19 protein-coding genes and 1 tRNA gene are annotated in these 20,296 nt (G+C 34.7%); 8 read left to right on the forward strand and 12 right to left on the reverse strand.

Annotation, left to right across the window (positions count from 1 at the left end; genetic code table 11):
* Nucleotides 1-97: 97 nt before the first annotated feature.
* The 6 genes from ABWU50_RS04640 to ABWU50_RS04665 form a co-directional block, all read right to left on the reverse strand.
* Nucleotides 98-188 (reverse strand) — tRNA-Ser (locus ABWU50_RS04640).
* A 133-nt stretch (nucleotides 189-321) separates the two neighbouring features.
* A complete protein-coding gene (gene ppa, locus ABWU50_RS04645) occupies nucleotides 322-828 on the reverse strand; it encodes an inorganic diphosphatase (RefSeq protein WP_182183735.1) in 507 nt (168 codons plus the stop codon).
* 59 nt (nucleotides 829-887) lie between these two features.
* Nucleotides 888-2,234, reverse strand: a complete 1,347-nt coding sequence (locus ABWU50_RS04650; RefSeq protein ID WP_353275498.1) for a hypothetical protein — start codon at nucleotides 2,232-2,234, stop codon at nucleotides 888-890.
* On the reverse strand, nucleotides 2,225-3,337 hold the full coding sequence (mnmA, locus tag ABWU50_RS04655) for a tRNA 2-thiouridine(34) synthase MnmA (protein ID WP_264736278.1): 1,113 nt from the start codon (nucleotides 3,335-3,337) through the stop codon (nucleotides 2,225-2,227). Before mnmA ends, ABWU50_RS04650 begins: the two co-directional genes overlap by 10 nt.
* 317 nt (nucleotides 3,338-3,654) lie before the next feature.
* Complete coding sequence (locus tag ABWU50_RS04660) at nucleotides 3,655-4,731, reverse strand: rod shape-determining protein (RefSeq protein ID WP_253309829.1); 1,077 nt, start codon at nucleotides 4,729-4,731, stop codon at nucleotides 3,655-3,657.
* A gap of 20 nt (nucleotides 4,732-4,751) precedes the next feature.
* A complete protein-coding gene (locus tag ABWU50_RS04665; RefSeq protein ID WP_353275500.1) occupies nucleotides 4,752-6,167 on the reverse strand; it encodes a carboxypeptidase in 1,416 nt (471 codons plus the stop codon).
* A gap of 278 nt (nucleotides 6,168-6,445) precedes the next feature.
* Here ABWU50_RS04665 and ABWU50_RS04670 point away from each other — a divergent pair, with 278 nt between their 5' ends.
* The 4 genes from ABWU50_RS04670 to ABWU50_RS04685 all read left to right on the forward strand — a co-directional run bounded on the left by ABWU50_RS04670 (nucleotide 6,446) and on the right by ABWU50_RS04685 (nucleotide 11,042).
* Nucleotides 6,446-6,925: an OmpA family protein gene (locus tag ABWU50_RS04670; RefSeq protein ID WP_265016724.1), complete on the forward strand. Its 480-nt coding sequence runs from the start codon at nucleotides 6,446-6,448 to the stop codon at nucleotides 6,923-6,925.
* 142 nt (nucleotides 6,926-7,067) lie between these two features.
* Nucleotides 7,068-8,360, forward strand: a complete 1,293-nt coding sequence (gene tilS, locus ABWU50_RS04675; protein WP_353275502.1) for a tRNA lysidine(34) synthetase TilS — start codon at nucleotides 7,068-7,070, stop codon at nucleotides 8,358-8,360.
* Between the two features lie 12 nt (nucleotides 8,361-8,372).
* Nucleotides 8,373-10,205: an ATP-dependent zinc metalloprotease FtsH gene (ftsH, locus tag ABWU50_RS04680; RefSeq protein ID WP_353275504.1), complete on the forward strand. Its 1,833-nt coding sequence runs from the start codon at nucleotides 8,373-8,375 to the stop codon at nucleotides 10,203-10,205.
* A 159-nt stretch (nucleotides 10,206-10,364) separates the two neighbouring features.
* The gene (locus ABWU50_RS04685) at nucleotides 10,365-11,042 is read left to right on the forward strand and encodes a hypothetical protein (protein WP_353275505.1); all 678 of its coding nucleotides are present in this window, start codon (nucleotides 10,365-10,367) and stop codon (nucleotides 11,040-11,042) included.
* Between the two features lie 25 nt (nucleotides 11,043-11,067).
* On the opposite strand, the gene tmk is transcribed toward ABWU50_RS04685, so the two are convergent.
* Nucleotides 11,068-11,670: a dTMP kinase gene (gene tmk / locus ABWU50_RS04690; protein ID WP_353275507.1), complete on the reverse strand. Its 603-nt coding sequence runs from the start codon at nucleotides 11,668-11,670 to the stop codon at nucleotides 11,068-11,070.
* A 102-nt stretch (nucleotides 11,671-11,772) separates the two neighbouring features.
* Between tmk and ABWU50_RS04695 the strand changes: the two genes are divergently transcribed.
* Entirely contained in the window at nucleotides 11,773-12,345 is a 573-nt protein-coding gene (locus tag ABWU50_RS04695; protein WP_353275508.1) for a thioredoxin family protein, read from the forward strand.
* Nucleotides 12,346-12,350: 5 nt separating this feature from the next.
* Nucleotides 12,351-14,069 carry a monovalent cation:proton antiporter-2 (CPA2) family protein gene (locus tag ABWU50_RS04700; RefSeq protein ID WP_353275510.1) on the forward strand — a complete coding sequence of 573 codons (1,719 nt, stop codon included), beginning with the start codon at nucleotides 12,351-12,353 and terminating at the stop codon, nucleotides 14,067-14,069.
* Between the two features lie 30 nt (nucleotides 14,070-14,099).
* Here the strand turns inward: ABWU50_RS04700 and ABWU50_RS04705 are convergent, their stop codons facing one another.
* From ABWU50_RS04705 to ABWU50_RS04720, 4 genes are read right to left on the reverse strand one after another with little or no spacing between them, the layout of a single operon-like run.
* Nucleotides 14,100-14,717, reverse strand: coding sequence for an SURF1 family protein (locus ABWU50_RS04705; RefSeq protein WP_253309892.1), 618 nt, complete (start codon nucleotides 14,715-14,717; stop codon nucleotides 14,100-14,102).
* Between the two features lies 1 nt (nucleotide 14,718).
* The gene (gene bfr / locus ABWU50_RS04710) at nucleotides 14,719-15,195 is read right to left on the reverse strand and encodes a bacterioferritin (RefSeq protein ID WP_155969303.1); all 477 of its coding nucleotides are present in this window, start codon (nucleotides 15,193-15,195) and stop codon (nucleotides 14,719-14,721) included.
* Between the two features lie 59 nt (nucleotides 15,196-15,254).
* Nucleotides 15,255-15,749: an RDD family protein gene (locus ABWU50_RS04715; RefSeq protein WP_264736268.1), complete on the reverse strand. Its 495-nt coding sequence runs from the start codon at nucleotides 15,747-15,749 to the stop codon at nucleotides 15,255-15,257.
* Nucleotides 15,749-16,387, reverse strand: coding sequence for an HAD family hydrolase (locus tag ABWU50_RS04720; protein WP_353275512.1), 639 nt, complete (start codon nucleotides 16,385-16,387; stop codon nucleotides 15,749-15,751). The genes ABWU50_RS04715 and ABWU50_RS04720 overlap by 1 nt, the downstream gene beginning before the upstream one ends.
* Before the next feature lie 161 nt (nucleotides 16,388-16,548).
* Here ABWU50_RS04720 and ABWU50_RS04725 point away from each other — a divergent pair, with 161 nt between their 5' ends.
* Entirely contained in the window at nucleotides 16,549-17,376 is an 828-nt protein-coding gene (locus ABWU50_RS04725) for a hypothetical protein (protein ID WP_353275515.1), read from the forward strand.
* A 297-nt stretch (nucleotides 17,377-17,673) separates the two neighbouring features.
* Here ABWU50_RS04725 and ABWU50_RS04730 read toward each other — a convergent pair whose 3' ends face one another.
* Complete coding sequence (locus ABWU50_RS04730; RefSeq protein ID WP_353275517.1) at nucleotides 17,674-17,802, reverse strand: hypothetical protein; 129 nt, start codon at nucleotides 17,800-17,802, stop codon at nucleotides 17,674-17,676.
* A 440-nt stretch (nucleotides 17,803-18,242) separates the two neighbouring features.
* On the opposite strand from ABWU50_RS04730, the gene htpG reads away from it, so the two are divergent.
* Nucleotides 18,243-20,147 (forward strand): molecular chaperone HtpG, encoded by a 1,905-nt coding sequence (htpG, locus tag ABWU50_RS04735; RefSeq protein ID WP_353275518.1) that lies wholly within the window; start codon nucleotides 18,243-18,245, stop codon nucleotides 20,145-20,147.
* The last annotated feature ends 149 nt before the right edge of the window (nucleotides 20,148-20,296 follow it).

The raw sequence follows: 20,296 nt of genomic DNA on the forward strand, positions 1-20,296 counted from the left end.
TAAGCAAAGACGGAAATAAAAACCATTGCAACAAGATCAGGTAAACAGGCTAAAAACATGCCAATATAGCGAATTCAGACCGTGCTAAAACAGTATACGGAAGGAGAGGGATTCGAACCCTCGATACGACTTTTCAATCGTATAACGGTTTAGCAAACCGCCGCCTTCAGCCGCTCGGCCACCCTTCCAAATTTAGAACCTAAAGATTATATAATACCAAGACCTCTACCGCCTGTCTAATGCTTTTAATTGCAATATTTACCCATTAAAAACAACAACATTTTTCCGAATAACTGTAATTCCAGGCTAAATCAACGTAAACTAATTTCTGCTTTTTTCAATGATTTTCTTTGCTTCTTCTACACCAACCCATTCTCCAACTGCTACCGTTTTTCCCTTTTCTAGATCTTTATAATGAGAAAAGAAATGAGCAATTTTATCTAATAGGTTTTTAGATAAGTCAGAATAGTCCTTTATATTGTCATAATAGCTATCAACACTGGAAACAGGCACAGCTAATATCTTTTCGTCTTCTCCTTTTTCATCTTTAGTGAGTAATGCGCCTATTGGACGCACCGATATTAAAACACTAGATGCTAAGGGAAATTGAGTTAGCACCAAAACATCCACAGGATCACCATCACCTGCGCAGGTATTTGGTATAAACCCATAATTGCAAGGATAAGTCATTGAGGTAGACAAAAATCTGTCAACTTGTAACAATCCAAGCTCTTTATTAAACTCATACTTTACAGGCTCAGCATTTGCACTTATTTCAATTACCACATTCACCGCATTTGGTACCGCTGTTATTTTACTTAAATCCATAAATCACCTCTTAACTTAAGAATAAGCATTATACAATATGTGCTTTTAAGTTGCTACATTTATGTAGTTCTAAGCTTGTTTTGCATGGAGCTGTTCAAATTTTCATTCGTCATTCCATTGACTGTTGAAAGTGGTAGTTTCTGTGATAATTGAAATAAAGCATATACTATTACAATAGTAAGCACCGCACCAACTATCAGGTTAGTAAGGTTATCTTGTGGCAAAACATTTTTTATTGAGTTGAGCAATTTTTGCTCCATAAGGAAATAATCAGCAACATATAACCCAACAGATAATACAAACATACCCAAAATAAGTTTACAGACTGTGTTTTTATGGTCTTTTTCTTTTTTCTTGCTGACAATGAAATTTGGCCTACATTTATTCTCTTCTTGTGGCACTGAGTAGTATATATTTTTAGGGCTCGTTACTAATTGTTCAAATTCATCACTATTTTGGTTTTTTAACAGTTGCTCTAGGGTGTTTTTTGTATTTATAGGATATATTAATCCATCCATTTTTAATTCTTTCTCTTGTCGATCCACATTCTCATGGTTGATTGTATATTTGATGGTTCCATCTCTACTTGATAATCCGATCATGTGTAGTTTGCCAGCTAAGAACATTATATAGCTCTCTATTAACTGATTCTCACATATCTCTAATACTTCTCTTTTTACTATTTTGTCAGGTGACAAAGGTTCTTTATAACTACCGCTCAAAGAATATAATAGAGAAAACAATAAAGCCACATCTTTATCTACCTTTATATCTTGATGAATAGAATAGTAACAGTCGATAACAAATTTATTAAAAAAAAATTTTTTATCAGATTTTTCATTTAATAATTTTTTAACGTCAGTAAGCACTTTATTTTCAAAATCTTCTTCTGTTTTAAATATTGGTTCTCTCTTTGGATTTGCTAAGATGTTAAGTAAATCTAATTTTCTTCCATCTACTACTTCATTTATATCTCCATTTAACTCAGACTCTTTAATAATGTCATATATTTTATCTATGACATCTTCAGTATTCAGGTTGTTGTTTTTACTTAGAATGTTATAAGCTTGAGCATAAATTAAAAACAGCCCTTGTAGACTAAATTTTAAGTTAAAATAGTAATCTAATTGTTCATCTTGCTTCTTTATGAATGCAGAAAGACCTATGTGATTTCTGCAGTCCATACTAAGATCTAAGTCAGCATGTTGAAAGCCACCTAAAAAAATAAACAAAGTTTCTAATAAATTGCCCTTACCAACAATTTTTATTAGTTCTTCAACTTCCTTAACCATTGCTGAAACCTGTAGTATAATAATTACCCTTATAGTATAAAGGATATATGGTAAAATAGCAATAAATATTATTGTACGTTTACACTCTGCATTAAAGCCTTTAGTTAAGAGCATATCCATCCACCGCCAATTACTTGCTCATCTTTATACGCTACACAGGCTTGACCTGGACTGATGCCAAAGTAATCGTCGTTTAAAATGACACAGGCTTTATTTTTTTCGTCAGTTGAATGTATTGTTGCTAAACTTCCCGCATGTGATGATCTCAGCTTCACAGTTACTTCCATACCTTCCTTTGGTTGTTCTAACCAATTTAACTCCTTGATCAATATTTTTTTTTGCATTAATGCGTTGATCGGACCTACTATAACCTCATTATTTTCTGTATTAATTTTTATCACATAAAGAGGTTCATTGTGTGCGATACCCAAGCCCTTTCTTTGCCCCACTGTAAAATTTACTATGCCACTGTGCTCGCCTAGCACTTTTCCATTAACATCCACTATTTTACCTTTCTGTACAGATTGTGGAGCTAATTTAGCTATTGTTTTACTATAGCTTTCGGAAACAAAGCATATATCTTGACTGTCCGGCTTTTCAGAAATTTGTAAGCTGAAATACTTTGCTAATTTTCTTATATCACTTTTATAGAACCCACCTAGTGGAAATCGCAAAAGCTTCAACTGCTCCTTTGTTGTAGCAAATAGAAAATAGCTTTGATCTTTACTTTTATCAATGCTTCTGCACAACTTTACCTCACCATTTTTTTCTAATCTTCTCACGTAATGTCCTGTTACAAGCACATCCGCACCAAGATTTTTTGTAACTTGCAATAGATCACGAAATTTTACCGTTTGGTTACATCTTACGCATGGTATGGGAGTTTCCCCACGCATATAGGTACTTGCAAAATCCTCTATTACTTCCTTTTTGAATATTTCCTCGTAGTTTAAAATATAGTGAGGAAAGCCAACACTTTCAGCCACGCGCTTAGCGTCGTAAATATCCTGTCCAGCACAACATGCACCTTTTCTTGCGTTAGCATTACCGTCGGTGCCATAGAGTTGAAGAGTCACACCTATCACCTGGTACCCAAAGTTATATAGCAGTGCTGCAGCAACGGAGCTATCAACTCCCCCGGACATTGCAACAATAGCCTTGGTCTGGTGTGGAGCTCTATCTTTTAGCAGAGGTTCAATTTTAAATTCTTTTAGCATAATCGCCTTAATTTATAAACGCAAATCTTGTGTCATTCCAACATACAACTGTGCAAACGTTTTGATTTGGGGGCAATTTACATAGTAGATGATGTCATGAAAGTAGCTGACACTGGAATCTAGTGTCTATTTATGCAAATTCATTAAAACAGCATATTTATTTGTAATCAAGTTTCCTGGATCCCAGTGTCAGCTACTCGGATGACACCCTTTCCTGCTGGAAGTTGCCTTCAAATTACTTGGTGCGTGACACTGGGATCTCATTTATATTACATAATTCCATCAAAACAATTCGATAAACTACCTTCAAAAACAATTTAATCTTGCTTGAATAAAACATGGCCAAAATAATCCATGTTTTCAAGCACTTTTCCACTACCCAAGGCAACACAACAAAGTGGGTCATCTGCAACACGAACTGGTAATTTTGTTGTTTCACTGATAACTTTGCCCAAGTTACGCAATAATCCACCACCACCGGATAAAATTATTCCTCTATCGACTATATCAGAAGAAAGTTCAGGTGGAGTGCTCTCCAGTGCAGTCCTAATAGCAGAAATTATCTGATGTACAGGCTCTATTAAACTCTCTGCAACTTGATATTCTGATAAAAGCATTTCTTTTGGCATGCCACTCACTAAATCCCTGCCTTTAATTATCATTCCCTCTTTGTTATTTTCACCTGGCAGACTGGCTGAACCTACGTTTTTCTTAATTTTTTCAGCAGTTGTTTCACCGATTAATAACTTATGATTTTCACGAATATACGATTTTATTGCTTCATCCATAATATCGCCACCTACTCTGGCAGAACGTGAATAAACAATTCCGCCTAAAGAAATAATTGCAACTTCAGTTGTACCGCCTCCTATATCAACGATCATAGAACCCTCAGGTTCAGTAACTGGGAGCCCAGCTCCGATTGCTGCAGCCATTGGTTCTTCAATCAAAAATACTTCATTTGCACCAGCACTTTCTGCTGCATCTTGTATAGCACGCCTTTCAACTGGCGTGGATCCAGATGGAACGCATATGATAATATTAGGTTTATTAACAGTGAATTTTGTGTTTGCACTGCGTATGAAATATTTTAGCATTTCTTCCGCACTTTTAAAATCAGCAATAACTCCATCCTTTAAGGGCCTTATCGCCTCTATTTCTCCAGGCGTTTTTCCAAGCATCATTTTAGCTTTTTTACCAAAAGCATAAGGAACGTAGCTTCCTTTTTCTTTTACTCTTGCTACAACTGAAGGCTCATCAAGCACTATTCCCTGATTTTTCTGATAAACTAAAGTGTTTGCAGTACCAAGGTCTATGGCAATATCGCTAGCAAACAAACCTTTGAAAGTAAAAAGGCTATAAAACTTTCCGGTCAATTTTCGAACAAAATTCATACATAACTCAAGAAAACCATTTATTGAGACAAATTATACTTTTCAGATAGGTAGTAAGTAACACACTCAACGTCTAAACCCTTACCTGTTACTTTTTTTAGCAGTTCCAGTCCACACTTTGCACTGTATATATTTTGAGGTAACCAACTGATAAGTAAACTAAAATCTCCTTTTATTATAGCACTTAATGATTCGTAATGATTCTTTTTAACGAAAGAGAAAATCTGCACAGCAGCAATTAAAGCAATAATTTTTATAGGAAAGTAGCCCATAACACCGCTTGCCCAATATTCATCTTGAAAATAAGTGTCCAGCTCATTTTTAGCTTTTACTGGAATTTTATAGTGCTTCATACCTTCCAGCCACGCATCGTGCAGATCCTTAACTTCCAGTGTACCATTTATTATATCCTGTTCTAACCTAGTTCTCAACATAATATGAGCTAACAGACTAAATTCATCTGCGTTCTTTAAAGAAGAGGAAAGGTTTATTTCATTGAAAACCAAGTGCAAATTTTCAACACTGCTATTAGTTTTGCCTTTTATAGCAAATTTCTCTTTTATGTGTGGTTGAATGAACTCAATAAATTCTCTGGATGTTCCAATCATCCTTTCCATGAATAACCCTTGAGTTTCATACATAACATGTCTCGTAATTGGGCTACTTATAGAATTTTGCGCTAAACATTTTTGATAAATCGCATAACCACTATGCCGTAAAAGTGAAAATAAACCATAACAAAAATCAGATTCATCATAATCTATAGGGTAGTAATAAGAAGTACGAATCTCATTTAGTGCAATACCCATTTGCTGTAAACATAACGAGCCAAGTTCAATCTGCTTCTGAGTAGCAACTCTTTGTATATTAGTAACCTTATCCTTTTTCTGCTTTTCAATGATTTCATCCACATTTTCGCTAAAAAATTTGCCTACCTTGGGGAATACTTCCCTTATATTCTTTTCTGTGATATCAGAGTCATAGTCAGCAAGCAGTGAGTCGTATTTTGAGCATTTTAATTGCTGCGATTTTATAGAAGCTACTTCGCGAATGAGTGTGATTAAATCAGTAAAACGTTCTTTTAGTTTTTCTAAGTTACTGGTTTCAGAATGAGATAGTTTCCATAAATTTTGGCATTCAACCTTAGCTTTGGATAAAGACTTTACTAAATCAATAGGAACAGCACTGTTGCTTTTATGTATTCTCTCTATTAACTTTAGCTGCTGAGTATTTGCACTTTTTTTGTTACCAAGAGCATCTGCTAATGATTCCTTTATTGCATCATGAGAGATAATTTCATGTCTTATTTCTTCTAGAAGACTCATTTGTTCAACTTTGTCCTCTATATTCAATTGGCTTTGGTTTAGTACTTTTAGCGTATTTTCGATATTCTTTACCCTATATAATACTTCCTCTAAAAACTTATAAGATTTCATAATTTGTTCATTGTTTTAGAAAACATCTCTTTAATATCGTAATAGATTAATAATAAAGTTAAAAGTATATTTGCTTAAAGTACAATAAAAAATTGTACTTTTTATTCCTTTATTGGATTTTTCTACTCAGAGTCCAGCATATTATAAGAAAATTAATTGTAAGGGTGTAGAAAAAGTATTTAGTATTTTATTTCTCTTGACTATATTACAATATGGAGAGATTATTAGCTACTGAAATTAAAGTTACGCACTATTTTAAAATTTATGGAGGTTTAGTAATGTGGAGTAGACTGGTTATAATGTGCTGTTTTTGTTTGCTACTTACTGGTGTAAGTTCTTGCCCAAAAAAAGGAGCAAATACAACAAATAAAATGAATTCTGTTGTTAAGCAGATAGGTGATAAAAGAGTTTTCTTTGGTTATGATGAATCTAGTATTACTGAAGTAAGCGCAGATGCATTACTTAACGTAATGGAGGTGTTACAAGATAACCCTGACGCGAAGGTTACTTTAACTGGTCATACTGACAACCGTGGTTCTCATGAATATAATCTTGCGCTAGGCGCTAGAAGGGCAGATGCAGCTAAAAAATTTATGGTTAGTTGTGCACCCTACATAGAAAACAGAATAAAAACTGCTTCTAAGGGTGAAACTGAGCCTTTGGTTAATGTAAAAGATGATTCTAGAAATTCTAAATATGAAAAAGAGCATGCTAAAAATCGTAGAGTGGAATTTTCATTTTCTGGAATAAAGAAATAGTTTCTTGCATTAAAACCTGGATCCCAGTGTCAAGCACTGGGATGACAAAAGAGAGCAATTCCGCTGCTTGTTAGTGGGATCTATATATACCACAAATAAGTCGCTGTATGACGTAGAGACTATCTTGCCATCAAGAAACATAATGAAATTAGAGTTATTATTTCAAAATATAGCTAATAGCTTTGCTTTCTATAACCAAATCGCAGTTGCAGTATCAGGTGGTGTAGATAGTATAGTCTTACTGCACTTAATGACTAACTGGGCAAAAAAAAACAAGCTTTCACTTCCTATAGTATTAACAGTAAATCATGGGTTACGTTCAGAGTCTCAAAAAGAAGCTGATTTTGTTACAAGTTATGCAAAAGAACTTGGAGCAAAGGAATCGTTCATATTAAATTGGGAGAAGCAAAATATTAAAGGTAATATTCAATTACAGGCACGAAAAGCACGATATAAGTTACTAGCAGAGTGTTGTAAAAACAATAATGTTAAATGTTTGCTCGTTGCTCATCACAAAGATGATCAAGCAGAAACGTTCTTATTAAGATTGGAGCGAGGTAGTGGCTTAGATGGATTATCATCAATGGATTACAAATCTTTCTTAAATGGTATTTATATATTTAGGCCATTGTTAAATTTTAGTCGTAGTGAAATAGAAAAGTACGCTAAGCTTCATCGGTTAAAATGGATCGAAGATAGAAGCAACTATAACTTAAAATACAGGCGAACTTTATACCGTAGCTTACTTAAAGCAAGTGACAATCAAGAGATTTTAACAGAGCGAATATGCCTCACAGCCCTCCATATGAAAAGAGCTGCAAAAGCGTTGATGCACTACACACGCCTTGCATTTAATGACTGTGTTAATGTTCATGATCTTGGTTATATTGAAATTAAACTAAGTGAATTTTATCAATTGCCAGAGGAAATAGCCTTGAGGCTTCTTCTTTACTCTATAATGGCAATTGACAGTAAACATTATAAACCAAGGTACAATAGCCTTATTGCGATATTTAATAAAATATTGCAAAAGGATAGTAATGTTAACTGTACACTTTCTGGATGCAAAATAAGAAAATATGGAGAAAATATCTTAATAATTAGAGAATCGTCAAAGATACAAGAAATTACCGTAAACCTACCTTTAAATGAACCTACTCAATGGGATAACAGATTTAGCTGCACAATACTCGGAAATCAAGAGTATCCAGTTATCATCGCTCCATTAAAAAAAACACAAAAAGTTCCTGAATTTCTGAAGGATTACAACTGCTGCCCTGAAGTTTTCTATTCTTTGCCTACAGTACAAAAAGATGGAAAGGTGCTTGCTTATCCTGATGTAAATTATAACGAAAAAAATACCAATGACGATAAGGTTCAATGCATTATTAATAGCACGATAAAACAAAATTTGGTAAGCTTGATTAGTACTTAGTTAGAAATGGAAATGAAAAAATTTTTAGAAGGCTTATTGATCTGGTTAGTAATTATTGTTCTTATTTCAGTTGTTTATATTCAGTTCAGCGGAAATGTAGGTAGAAGTAAAACAACCATACCTTTTTCGGAATTTTTAACTAGACTAGAAGACAATGATGTAGAAAATATTGTCATAAAAAACCAGAGCATTGAGGGCAAGTTTAGGGATGGTTCAAGTTTCAACTCAAGCGGTGTTATATATAGCGACCTAATAAAAAATTTACATGATAGAAAAGTGAGATTCTCCTTTTCAACTGGAGATTCTGCCATGAGCGTAATTGGTGGATTACTTATCTCATGGGTCCCAACATTTATCTTTATTGGCTTTTTGCTATTCTTTCTTAAACAAACACAAGCGGGGGGCAACAGAACTATAAGCTTTGGCAAGTCAAGGGCTAGACTCATGACTAGTGGGAAAAAAGTAACATTTGATGATGTTGCCGGAATTGATGAAGCAAAAGAAGAGCTAGTAGAAATCGTTGATTTCCTTAAACAAAGGCAAAAATTTCAAATATTAGGTGGAAAAATACCAAAAGGGTGCCTTTTAATTGGCTCTCCTGGAACTGGTAAAACTTTACTTGCTCGTGCAATTGCAGGAGAAGCTAATGTGCCATTCTTTAGCATTTCTGGATCTGATTTTGTTGAGATGTTTGTTGGTGTTGGTGCGAGCCGTGTTCGTGATATGTTTGATCAAGGCAAGAAAAATGCTCCTTGTATAATTTTTATAGATGAGATAGATGCGGTGGGTAGACATCGTGGCATTGGTCTTGGTGGTGGTAATGACGAAAGAGAACAAACATTAAATCAGTTATTAGTTGAGATGGATGGCTTTGAGTCTAATGAGGGCGTAATAATAATTGCTGCGACTAACCGTCCGGATGTCTTAGATCCAGCACTGCTTAGGCCTGGTCGTTTTGACCGGCAGATTACTATTTCTTTACCCGATATAAATGGGCGCGAAAAAATATTAAATACGCATATAAAGAAAATATCAATGGCCCCTGATGTAAATGTGAAAACAGTTGCAAGAGGAACACCTGGTTTTTCAGGGGCTGATTTAGCAAATTTAGTGAACGAATCTGCGCTTATTGCTGCAAGAAGAAACAAGAAGATTGTTACCATGGATGATTTCGAATATGCACGTGATAAAGTGATGATGGGTGTGGAAAGGCGATCTCTCATTATGACAGAAGAGGAAAAGAGACTGACTGCATACCATGAAGCTGGCCATGCGATGATTGCTGTTAATATGCCTGCTTCTGATCCTATACACAAAGCAACAATTATTCCACGCGGTAGGGCACTCGGTTTAGTTATGAGACTACCAGAAACAGATAGAGTGTCCCTCACAAGAGAAAAGATTCTAGCAGATATAACTGTTGCAATGGGTGGACGTGTGGCAGAAGAGCTAATTTTTGGCTATGATAAAGTCACAAGCGGCGCATCTTCAGATATAAAACTAGCATCAGATTTATCACGTTCTATGGTAACAAAATGGGGAATGAGCGACAAAATAGGTCCGATCTATCACAATCGCGAACAAACTATGCATGGTTCTGAGATAATTTCTGAAGATACATTAAAACTTATAGATGAAGAAGTGAAGAAAGTTGTGTCTTCTTGCTATGAAAAAGCGAAAGACATTTTGACCAAGCATAAGAAAGGCTTAGATCTCATTGCCGAAAATCTACTGGAGTTTGAAACTTTAACAGGAGGTGAAATAAAGGACATATTAAGCGGAAAAAAAATTGTTAGAGAGGAAAATGAGAAGAATGAGAAAATAAAAAAATCCTCTCTCTATTAGATCTGACCCTAGCTTAAAATGCTAATCAGCTAACGCTGCAATAAAACATTCAGAATTGTAACTGTCAATATAAATTGTATTAGAATATTCATAATGTTGCATTTTCATCACGATAATGCTATCATTCAGTTAGTATTACTGTTTAATGAGGTATGAGTAATGGTTGACGTAGCTTCTATTGGTGTAAATGCAGTCATTGATCATAAGTATAAAAAAAGAGCGCAATTAACTTTATTAGGGCTATTTCTTGTTGTATCAGCAGCAACTGCTGTCTGGTTTATCTTTCCTGTATCACAAAATGTACTAGTGCCATTTTTGCTCCCAGCCGTATTCTTGTTCTTTACTCTATCTATGGGTTATTACATGTTCATATTTAGTTGTGAAAAAAAATCTTTGGTAAAGAATGTTCTTGGTATGGTTGAACCAGCTGAATCAGTAAAGAGAGTGCATTGCCAAGAAAATATTAAATCCTTATTAGCAGAAGTGAGAAGTACTACGAGAGATAGGTTTTGCAACGCGCTTGTTAATCTTTGTTTTGAAGATCGTAGTAAAGCACACAACCTTGCATTATCTGTGAAAGAAATTGACGATATTGTGTCTTCAATAAAAAATAAAGACCTCTTAGACCATTTTGATCAATTTTTTACTATTACTGAAGTAAGTAATAAAAAAAATAGAAGTGAATTAATGAACCTCACAAGGGCATATAAGATAATAAGTGAAGAAGATCCAGACAAAATACAGGATTTTTTAGCTACTCAAACAAAAAGTTATTCATGTGAAATAATGTTACCTAAAATTAATAATTTTCTATCACAAGTTAAAGGTTCGGTTTAAATTAGTAGAGGTTAAATAAATATAGTTAAGTCTTTGCAATAGTGATTTTATCAATAATCTTAGTGTGTACTTGATTATCATTTTTTGTTTCAATTTCAGTGATGACATGGCACCTAACGGGCTCTTTTATGGCGATTTCTTTAAACCCTTTTCCAACTTTATTATAAAAATTAACATCCATTTCTTCATATTTATTCTTGTCTTTCGCTCTACTTAACCCAACTTTAACATCAATATCTAGAATAAATGTAATATCTGGATATCTAACTCCAGCCAACCTGTGCAAATCTTCTATTAGTTTTAAATCAACTCCAAACCCATATCCTTGGTATGCAATGGTTGAATCAATAAACCGATCACAAATCACTATTTTCCCTTCTGCAAGAGCTGGTAATATTAATTTTTTCATATGTTCGTGCCTCATCGAGATAAGTAGCAAGAGTTCAGAAATAGGATCAATATTATTTGTTAACAACACTTCTCTTATCTTTTCTGCAAAATTAGTGCCACCTGGTTCTCGAGTCGACACTACATTATTTTCGCCGTGAATTTGCTTAAAATGATTTGCAAGTAGCTTAGATTGTATTGTTTTACCAGAGCCGTCTATTCCTTCGAAAGTTATGAACATAAGTTTTATAATACTAAAAAAGAATATGCAAACAGTATACATAGAAACCGTTTGACATTTAAATAATAAGACCGTAAATTACATATGGTATAATAATAGTCTATGGTTGCTCTGAATACTCCTAAAGTCGATTTTAGTTTTACTGCAAAAGATTTTAATCTTTTGGGAGTAGACAATAAATACTATACATTAAGTGACTGTTGTGGAAAAAATGGTCTTATTGTAATGTTTATATGCAATCACTGTCCTTACGTTCAGTCAATTATTAGCAATCTGGTAAGCGATGTTGATCAATTGAAAAAAGATTATCAGGTAAACACTGTTGCAATTATGTCAAATGATGTAAATGAATATCCAGAAGATTCCTTTGAAAATATGATTAATTTTGCCAAGGAAAATAAGTTTACATTTCCATATTTAATTGATAGTACACAGAAAATAGCTAAAGAATACGGGGCTGTTTGCACTCCTGACTTTTTTGGCTTTAATTCCAATTTAAACCTTTGCTATCGTGGACGTTTTAATGACACAAAAAAAGAAAAGGTTCAAAGCTATGAAGTAGTAAGTAGTGACTTATTTCAAGCTATGAAATTTATTGCAGAAACTGGTAATTCTCCAATTGACCAAAAATCAAGTATTGGCTGCTCAATTAAATGGTCTAATTCTACAGGTTAAATATCATGCACAGTGGCTCTCAGCATTTGTTTGATATTATAATTTTACTTTCTGCTGCTGTGTTTATAGTCATAGCGTTCTGGAAAATGAATATTAGTCCAGTGCTCGGTTACTTCGTTGCAGGTGCAGTTATTGGTTCTCATGGATTTAATCTGATACACTCAGCTGAAGCAATGGATAATCTTGCAGAATTTGGTGTAGTTTTCCTATTATTCATTATAGGCCTTGAATTGACATTTGAACGCCTGATCGCTATGCGTATTCATGTATTTGGGTTCGGTTCTCTTCAAGTTATAGTTACCATGGTAGCAATATGGTGCATCGCTCTTGCTTTCGGAGTGAATACGAGTATAGCAACAGTTATTGGTGGTGGGCTTGCGCTATCCTCAACAGCAATAGTGTTGCAGGTTCTGCAAGAAAAAGGTTCTCAAGCAAGTCAGGTTGGTAGGTTGTCAATAGCAGTACTATTAATGCAAGATTTTGCAGTGGTACCATTAATAGTATTGGTACCTTTACTTGCTGGCAATTCTGAGCACAGCCTGATAAGCTCATTGGCAGGTTCATTGGTGCAAGCAGCTATTGCATTAGTGCTGATATTTATAACTGGTAGATTATTGCTTAGACCTTTATTTGCGGTTATTGCTAAAATGGAAAGTAATGAGGTCTTTATATCAACAACGCTTTTAATAGTATTAGGAGCAGCATTTATTACTGAGCAATTCCATTTATCGTTGGCATTAGGTGCATTTGTCGCTGGATTGTTAGTTGCAGAAACAGAATACAGACACTCAGTAGAACACGCAGTATTGCCATTTAAAGATTTGTTTCTTGGCTTATTTTTCATGACTGTTGGTATGTCTATCAATACCGAACTTTTACTCAATAAGTTACCACTAATTACTTTATTATCGATTATCCTTATCGTTTTAAAAACATCTATCATATATATATTGTGTAGATTTTTTGGGTTTAAGAGTGCACCTGCTATACAAGCTGGGTTACTGCTTTCACAAGGCGGTGAATTTGCGTTTATTTTATTTCGCTTAGCAGATGAGCTAAATGTGCTACCAAGTGAAATTGCTCAAGTACTTATGATGGTAACTACAGTAACCATGGCTTTCACTCCTCTTTTATCGGGGCTTGGAGATTGGATAGCAAACTCATTTAGCACTGAGAAAATAATATTAGATGATGAAGCTGTTGAAACAGATACACAAGATCTTTATAACCATGTAATAGTTGCTGGATTTGGTAGAGTGGGATATATGGTAACAAAAATGCTTACTGCAGAGCATTTAAGTTACGTTGTTGTAGATATTCAATCAAAAATAGTCAAAGAAGGAAAAAGTGATAGTTTTCCTATATATCTTGGAGATGTTACAAGATGTGAAATTTTAAAATCAGTAGGAATAGAAAGAGCTCAAGCTCTCGTTATTTCAATAAAGAATGAAGTTACTATAAAAAAAGTTGTTTCCTTAGTTGCTGCAAATTTTCCGCATGTAAATATTGTAATACGCTTACCAGATCTGAGTAATGTGGAGGTTTATAGAGATCTAGGAGCTAGTAAAATTATTCCTGAAACATCTGAGATAGGATTGCAGCTAGGTGGAGCTGCACTGAGCCTCAGTGGTATTAGCGAAAATGGAGTTACGTCTTTAAAAAGTAGATTTAGAAAAGGCAATTACAGTATGTTAAAAGACCTTGGTAGTGATAAAGATGAATAACTACTTTTCTAATTTTATGTACAGAAAGCTTCAAGCTTTATTGAGGTTTTGCCTATAGTAAATTACGCACATAATTAACCAAGTTAAGGAAAGTGCAAACCAAGTGATTGCATATTCCAAATGCTTCATTGGCTGTATAGCTACTTTGCTGCCAAAATTGTTCGGCCACAATACACACTTCTCTAGCTTAATACCTAACTCATTGGAAATTTCCTCTGTACTCAGGGTAAACCATGTATTCGAAGCAGTATCGTTTTTGATGAACCAATTTTTGCTTTTATTGCTATCGCAATATAAAGTTCCATCTGCAACTACTTTTTCAATTTTTACTTTTTTCTCCTTTTTTTCTCTGACTATTCCTTTATTCACCAACATGTAACGTCCAGTGGTGAGCAACATAGGAGACAGCACGTGATAGCCGTGTTGCCCTGCAAAAACATATAGTTCTATGTCACTTAGAATCCCATCGATCTTGACATGCCTATAGTTAAATTTTTCAAGGTCGTTATTGGGCAATAGATGAACAACTGGAAGACTCATACTTTTAATAATATTATTCTTCCAGTTCAATCTGAATACTTGCCATAATCCTAATAAAAAAAGAAGCAAGCAAGGTATAATTAAAATAAATACTGTTTTTTTTAACACTCTATATTTGTGTTCTTAAATAGTTTTCAACACCCATTAGTTCAATAAGGTCAATCTGTTTCTCAATCCAATGGAAGTGCTCTTCTTCATTTTTTAACATCTCTTCTAATAACATTACACTAACAAAATCTTTTTCTTTCTCAGCGATAGAAATCGTTTCTTTGATATCCTTAATACCTTTTCCCTCTAATTTCAAATTAGCTTCTAAGATTTTCCGTATTGTGTCTTTTGTAAATTTTCCATCATGCTTTGATATTTCGTTTGTATCCTGAAAATTTGGAACTCCTTTGAATAACAAAATTCTTTCTGCCAACTTGTTTGCATGTTCAAGTTCTTCGTTAAGCTCATTTTTTACCTTTTCTGCAAGTCTATTAATTCCATTGTTTTTGAGAACCGCAAAATGCAAAAGATACTGACGTACAGAAGTCAGCTCATTGGTCAATAATTTGTTCAAATGTTTTACTATCTCTTCATTCATAATCTTCCCTTAGTTCAATTTATCAGCATAATTTATATGATAACGATGATTATAGCAACTCATTTAATAGTTCCTTTGATAACAACCGTATTAAATAGCATGTCGTGGTATGTCTGTTTCTTTTTAGAAAAACAAGCAACTAGATACCAGCAGAGAGTGAGCAGCATTATAATTACTTTCAATGCACTCAAGACATTCACTAATACCTCCTGATCTTGCAAAAATTCAGTAAGGACAACTACTACACTGTTTAACAAAGGAAGAAAAAACTGGGAAGTGCTTCTGTCAAACGCTAAATTCAAGTCTATTTTAGAATTATCTAAATTGATAGTACATATATTCATTAACTGTTGACCTGGAGTTGCTTGGGCCTTTGAAGATATAAAATATGTGAAGTAACTACAATTTACACACATGTATGATAGATGTAAGATCAACGGAGAATCCTCTAATAGCAGTATAATTAATAAAGTTGGAATTAATAAAATTGCTACATCTATTAAATATGCGCAAAAGCGTCTTATTATACTGGCAATCTCTGTAACAGCGGTCATTACCTATCTTCCAAATATTTTATTATGAAATCTGTAAGCTTATCAAAATGTTGAAAACATAACAAATCTTCATAACCGCTTATTGATTGACCGTATATAATAGGTAAACAATTGGCATTTTGTGCACACAGAACATCTGTGATGCTATCACCAACGAAAAACACATTTTCTCTATTTATAGGCAACGTACTCTCTTCTAGTGCAAATAGCAGTGGGGTTGCAGATGGTTTATCTTCCGCGGTATCGCATGACCCAACCACTCTTTCAAAGTAAGAATCCAGTTTAAAATAGGTAACTTCTTCACGTAAATTAGTATTTTTCTTATTACTTACTATTGCTAGATAAATATTGTGGCTTTTTAGTGTCTGCAACATTTTCTCTACTCCTTGATTCAGAGCAATGTTTTGCAATAGTGCATCGTCTAAATATTGTTGATATATCTGGTTCGCTTTTTTCCACTGATCGCCAAATAAATTGACCATATAGCTCTTTCTCGACTCATGGGAATTTCTATCAGCAGCTTTATTACTATACTCCATTGAGTTTATGGTATGCTTAATAGCATTAAAAATGTTATCTTGAGTGTCAACTAAGGTATTATCCCAATCGAATACTACTGCTAATGGGCTATCTTTCATCTCTTATATAATTATACATTTTAACTTAAGTAAGTAAATAGCATTTTAATAAAAAAAATATAAATAGGACGCTCTTACTCTTTACCACAAGTTATGTTAACTGTTTTTTATATAATTAGCTAATATACTGGTTATATGATATGTTTTAATAGGTAACAGGTATGGCCCAGACATCTAAAGAAAGTGTTGAAAAAAAGTTTAAAGGTGTCTTTGAACGTTCTCCAGGTGCTTTTCCAGAAGGCACCTCATTAGAAGAGAAGGTTAATTATATTGCAAAAGGAACCAAGGCTCTAAAAGCTGTAAAAAGTAAGGAGCTTGAGAACAAAATGGAAAACGTTGCAGAATTGAATCAGAAATTTGAAAGTCAAAAAAGGCGTACAGATGAAAAAATACGTCAAGATTTTGAAAGAATTGCTGAGCTTGAACAACAATATAAAGGGAAGGGCATCTTCACAAGTGAAAAAGTTGCAGAATCAAAAAATGACAAAAAATTTCAAGAAGCAGCCAACACTCTTAGAGAAACTACAGCAGAAGGTAAAAGCGTTGAACAGAGTGGACAAAAAAAGACTTCTGAGGCTTCTGTACAAACAGATACACAGCCATCAAAGCATGATGTTAGTCCCTCAGTGAGCAAGAGTTCTGTAAAAGAGAAGCTCAACACTGAGCCAGGCAAAAAAGATAACACACCTCAACCACAAGAAAATCAAAAAGAAGAAGGGTTTTTGAGTCTTCTGAAGCGCTTTGTTAAGAAAATATTAGAAAAACTTTTAGGTGAGGATGAAAAGAGTGTGGAAAATGCTCGTGGCATAAAAGAAGATGCTCAAAGAGATACGTCAAATAACGAAGAGCAACAAAAGAGTAAGCACTTTGATAAAATTTTAAATCAGGACCAAAGTATAAGCAAGGGCTTAGAGCAAGCAACACAACTTGAAAACCCAACGATAACACCTGTTAATACTCCTGAAGTAAATACAGGTCGTGAAAGGTGATCCGCTTTCAAGCTTCATTATACCGCCACGAATCATCATACCGCCGCGGTATCTCATCCGCTAACAAGCAGCGGAATGACGATTGTCAGGGTGTCATCCCAGCGCCTCTATGATGTCATCCCAGTGCCTCCTTCTCCTGTCATTCCAGTGCTCCTTTTTTTGTCATCCGAGTAGCCCCTATGATGTCATTCCAGTGCTCCTTTCTCGTCATCCCAGTGCCTATTTCTTTGTCATCCCAGTGCCCAGACACTGGGATCCAGGAAGAAGAATGATGTCATGCAAGTAGCCCCTATGATGTCATTCCAGTCTGGAATCCAGCTTTTGATCGAAAATGTTGTATAGTACATAATCAATTTTTCTGGATCCCAGTGTCACGCACTGGGATGACACCCTACTAGCAGAAGTTACTCTCAAATGTTTGTTCATGTTGCTATAAATATTAAGAAATTTACCAAATAAAAAAAAGGCAAAAGAAGCCCCGAGTAGCGAGTTTTGACTCTATATTACTGTAAGTGGCGCTGTAATAATGTTCTGACGCTTGGTTTAAGCGCGATTTGGCTGAATGTAGAAAAAATTTAAAAGACATGCAGCCGCTATAATTTTATGTAATCCGCCAATAAATACTCTGAGTTTTTTACTGAATTTTTTGATTGAACCTGCAGGTCAAAAACAAGTTTTGAGTCATAAATACCCTTAGTACTACAGTAAGGGGGCTGGCGGAGTTTGTCAAGGAATTTTTATGCAAGAGATCCCATAAATTGGGTGTCATAATATGGCAGCTACATTAATTTTGGCGTGCGTGACCTTGAAAGATTGCAGTGCAATACTTAGATTATTAGGGTAGTAGGCAAATAATGGAGCTCAAAATGCATAACGTACAAGAAACTGAAAATTTAAAATTTGACGCTGAAGTAGGGAAAGTACTGAATATAGTGATTCATTCACTTTATACTAATAAGGACATTTTTCTGCGTGAGTTAATATCAAATGCATCGGATGCATGTGATAAATTGCGCTATGAATCTCAATCTAATTCAAATTTGCTAGATTCAAGTGATGAGTTAAAAATCACTATTAGCTCCAATAAAGATAAGAACGAGCTATATATCACTGATAATGGCATCGGAATGAACAGACAAGATTTAATAGATAACCTTGGTACAATTGCAAGCTCTGGTACGCAAAAGTTCTTAGATGCGATTAAAAATAGCAAGGATTCAAGCCAAGCTGTGGAGCTGATTGGGAAGTTTGGTGTTGGTTTTTACTCAAGCTTTATGGTTGCATCAGAAGTAATAGTAGAGTCAAGAAAAGCTGGAGAGGAGGAGTCTTGGGTCTGGAAATCCAAGGGAAATGGAGAGTATTCGATAAGTAAACTAGATAATCAAATTTCTCGTGGAACTAAAATTACACTCATTATGCGTCCTGAAGAGAATGAGTTTTTAGATAAATTTCGTGTTGAAAACATTGTCACTACTTACTCTGATCACATAAATTTTCCTGTTGAATTCATAAATGAAGAAGGAAAAAGTGAAAAGTTAAACAGTAAGGCTGCAATTTGGACTAAGCCAAAAAATGATGTTACTCAAGAGGAACACAATGATTTTTTCCGCAGTGTTGCTCACGTTGGCGGGAAGCCTTGGATGATATTGCATAATAAAAATGAAGGTGCAATAGAATATACAAATTTGCTTTATGTTCCTTCCATTAAACCTTTTGATTTATTCCATCCAGATAGACGTTGCTCTGTTAAGTTATATGTAAATAAAGTATTTATCACTGAAGATAATGTACAGATCATACCGCAGTATTTACGTTTTCTGAAAGGTATTGTTGATTCACCGGATTTGCCTCTTAACATCAGCAGAGAAACGCTGCAGAATAATCGTGTTGTTGAGCAAATCAGAAAATCCTTAACTAAACGCGCGATATCAGAGCTCGGTAAAAAGGCAAAAGAGAATTTGGAAGAGTACACAAAATTCTGGACCAATTTTGGTGCAGTATTAAAAGAGGGTCTTTGTGAAGCTATGCCAACTGATGAGAGAGAGGCACTGCTCTCGATTTGCAGATTTCATAGCACTGGTGATGAGAAATTAGTCAGCATTGATGACTATATAAGCAGAATGAAGCCTGAGCAGGAGCATATCTATTATCTCACCGGAAATAGCCTCGATTCAGTGAAAAACAGTCCGCAACTTGAGGGATTCGTCAGTAAAGGACTAGAAGTGCTCCTATTTGTTGATCCAGTTGATGATTTCTGGACTAGCGTGATTCATGAATATAAAGATCAAAAATTTAAGTCCGTGACCCGCGCTGATGTTGATTTGGAAAAATTCTCTTCAGAAGAAGATAAAAAAGATGAGGAAAATAAGCAAGATGAAGAAAAGACTGAAGAAAATACGGACTCTATACTGCAATATTTCACCAAGGTTCTTGGCAATTCAGTGAAAAGCGTGAAAATCTCAAAAAAACTGACTGACAGCCCTGTATGTCTAGCAGTTGATGAAGGTGCTATGGATCTTCGCATGGAGCGTTTTTTGCGTGAACAAAAGCAGCTAAATTACCGCACGCCAAAGGTACTGGAAATTAACACTAAGCATCCTGTAATAAAAAGCATAATGAAATCTCACGCTGAAAATGGTGAAAACCCAACATTGGAAGACATGATTCATTTATTATTTTACCAAGCTTGCATCGTGGAAGGTGAAGAGATGGATGATGTAAGTCTGTTTGCTAAGAGAGTTAATAATTTGCTTGGCAAGATTGTTGTCTAATACTATACTAGATTAGTTATTTATGTGAGGTAATATATAATTAATCTACTTAGAAAACCTATTCCACAAACAGCAGGTGTTACAGGAAAAGGTAAAAGCAGGAATAATTCTAGGAATCTAACTAAAATTGCAGGATTTAACCAAAAGAA

The sequence above is a fragment of the Wolbachia endosymbiont (group A) of Pipizella viduata genome, assembly GCF_964028555.1.
In the GTDB taxonomy this organism is placed as follows: Bacteria; Pseudomonadota; Alphaproteobacteria; order Rickettsiales; family Anaplasmataceae; genus Wolbachia.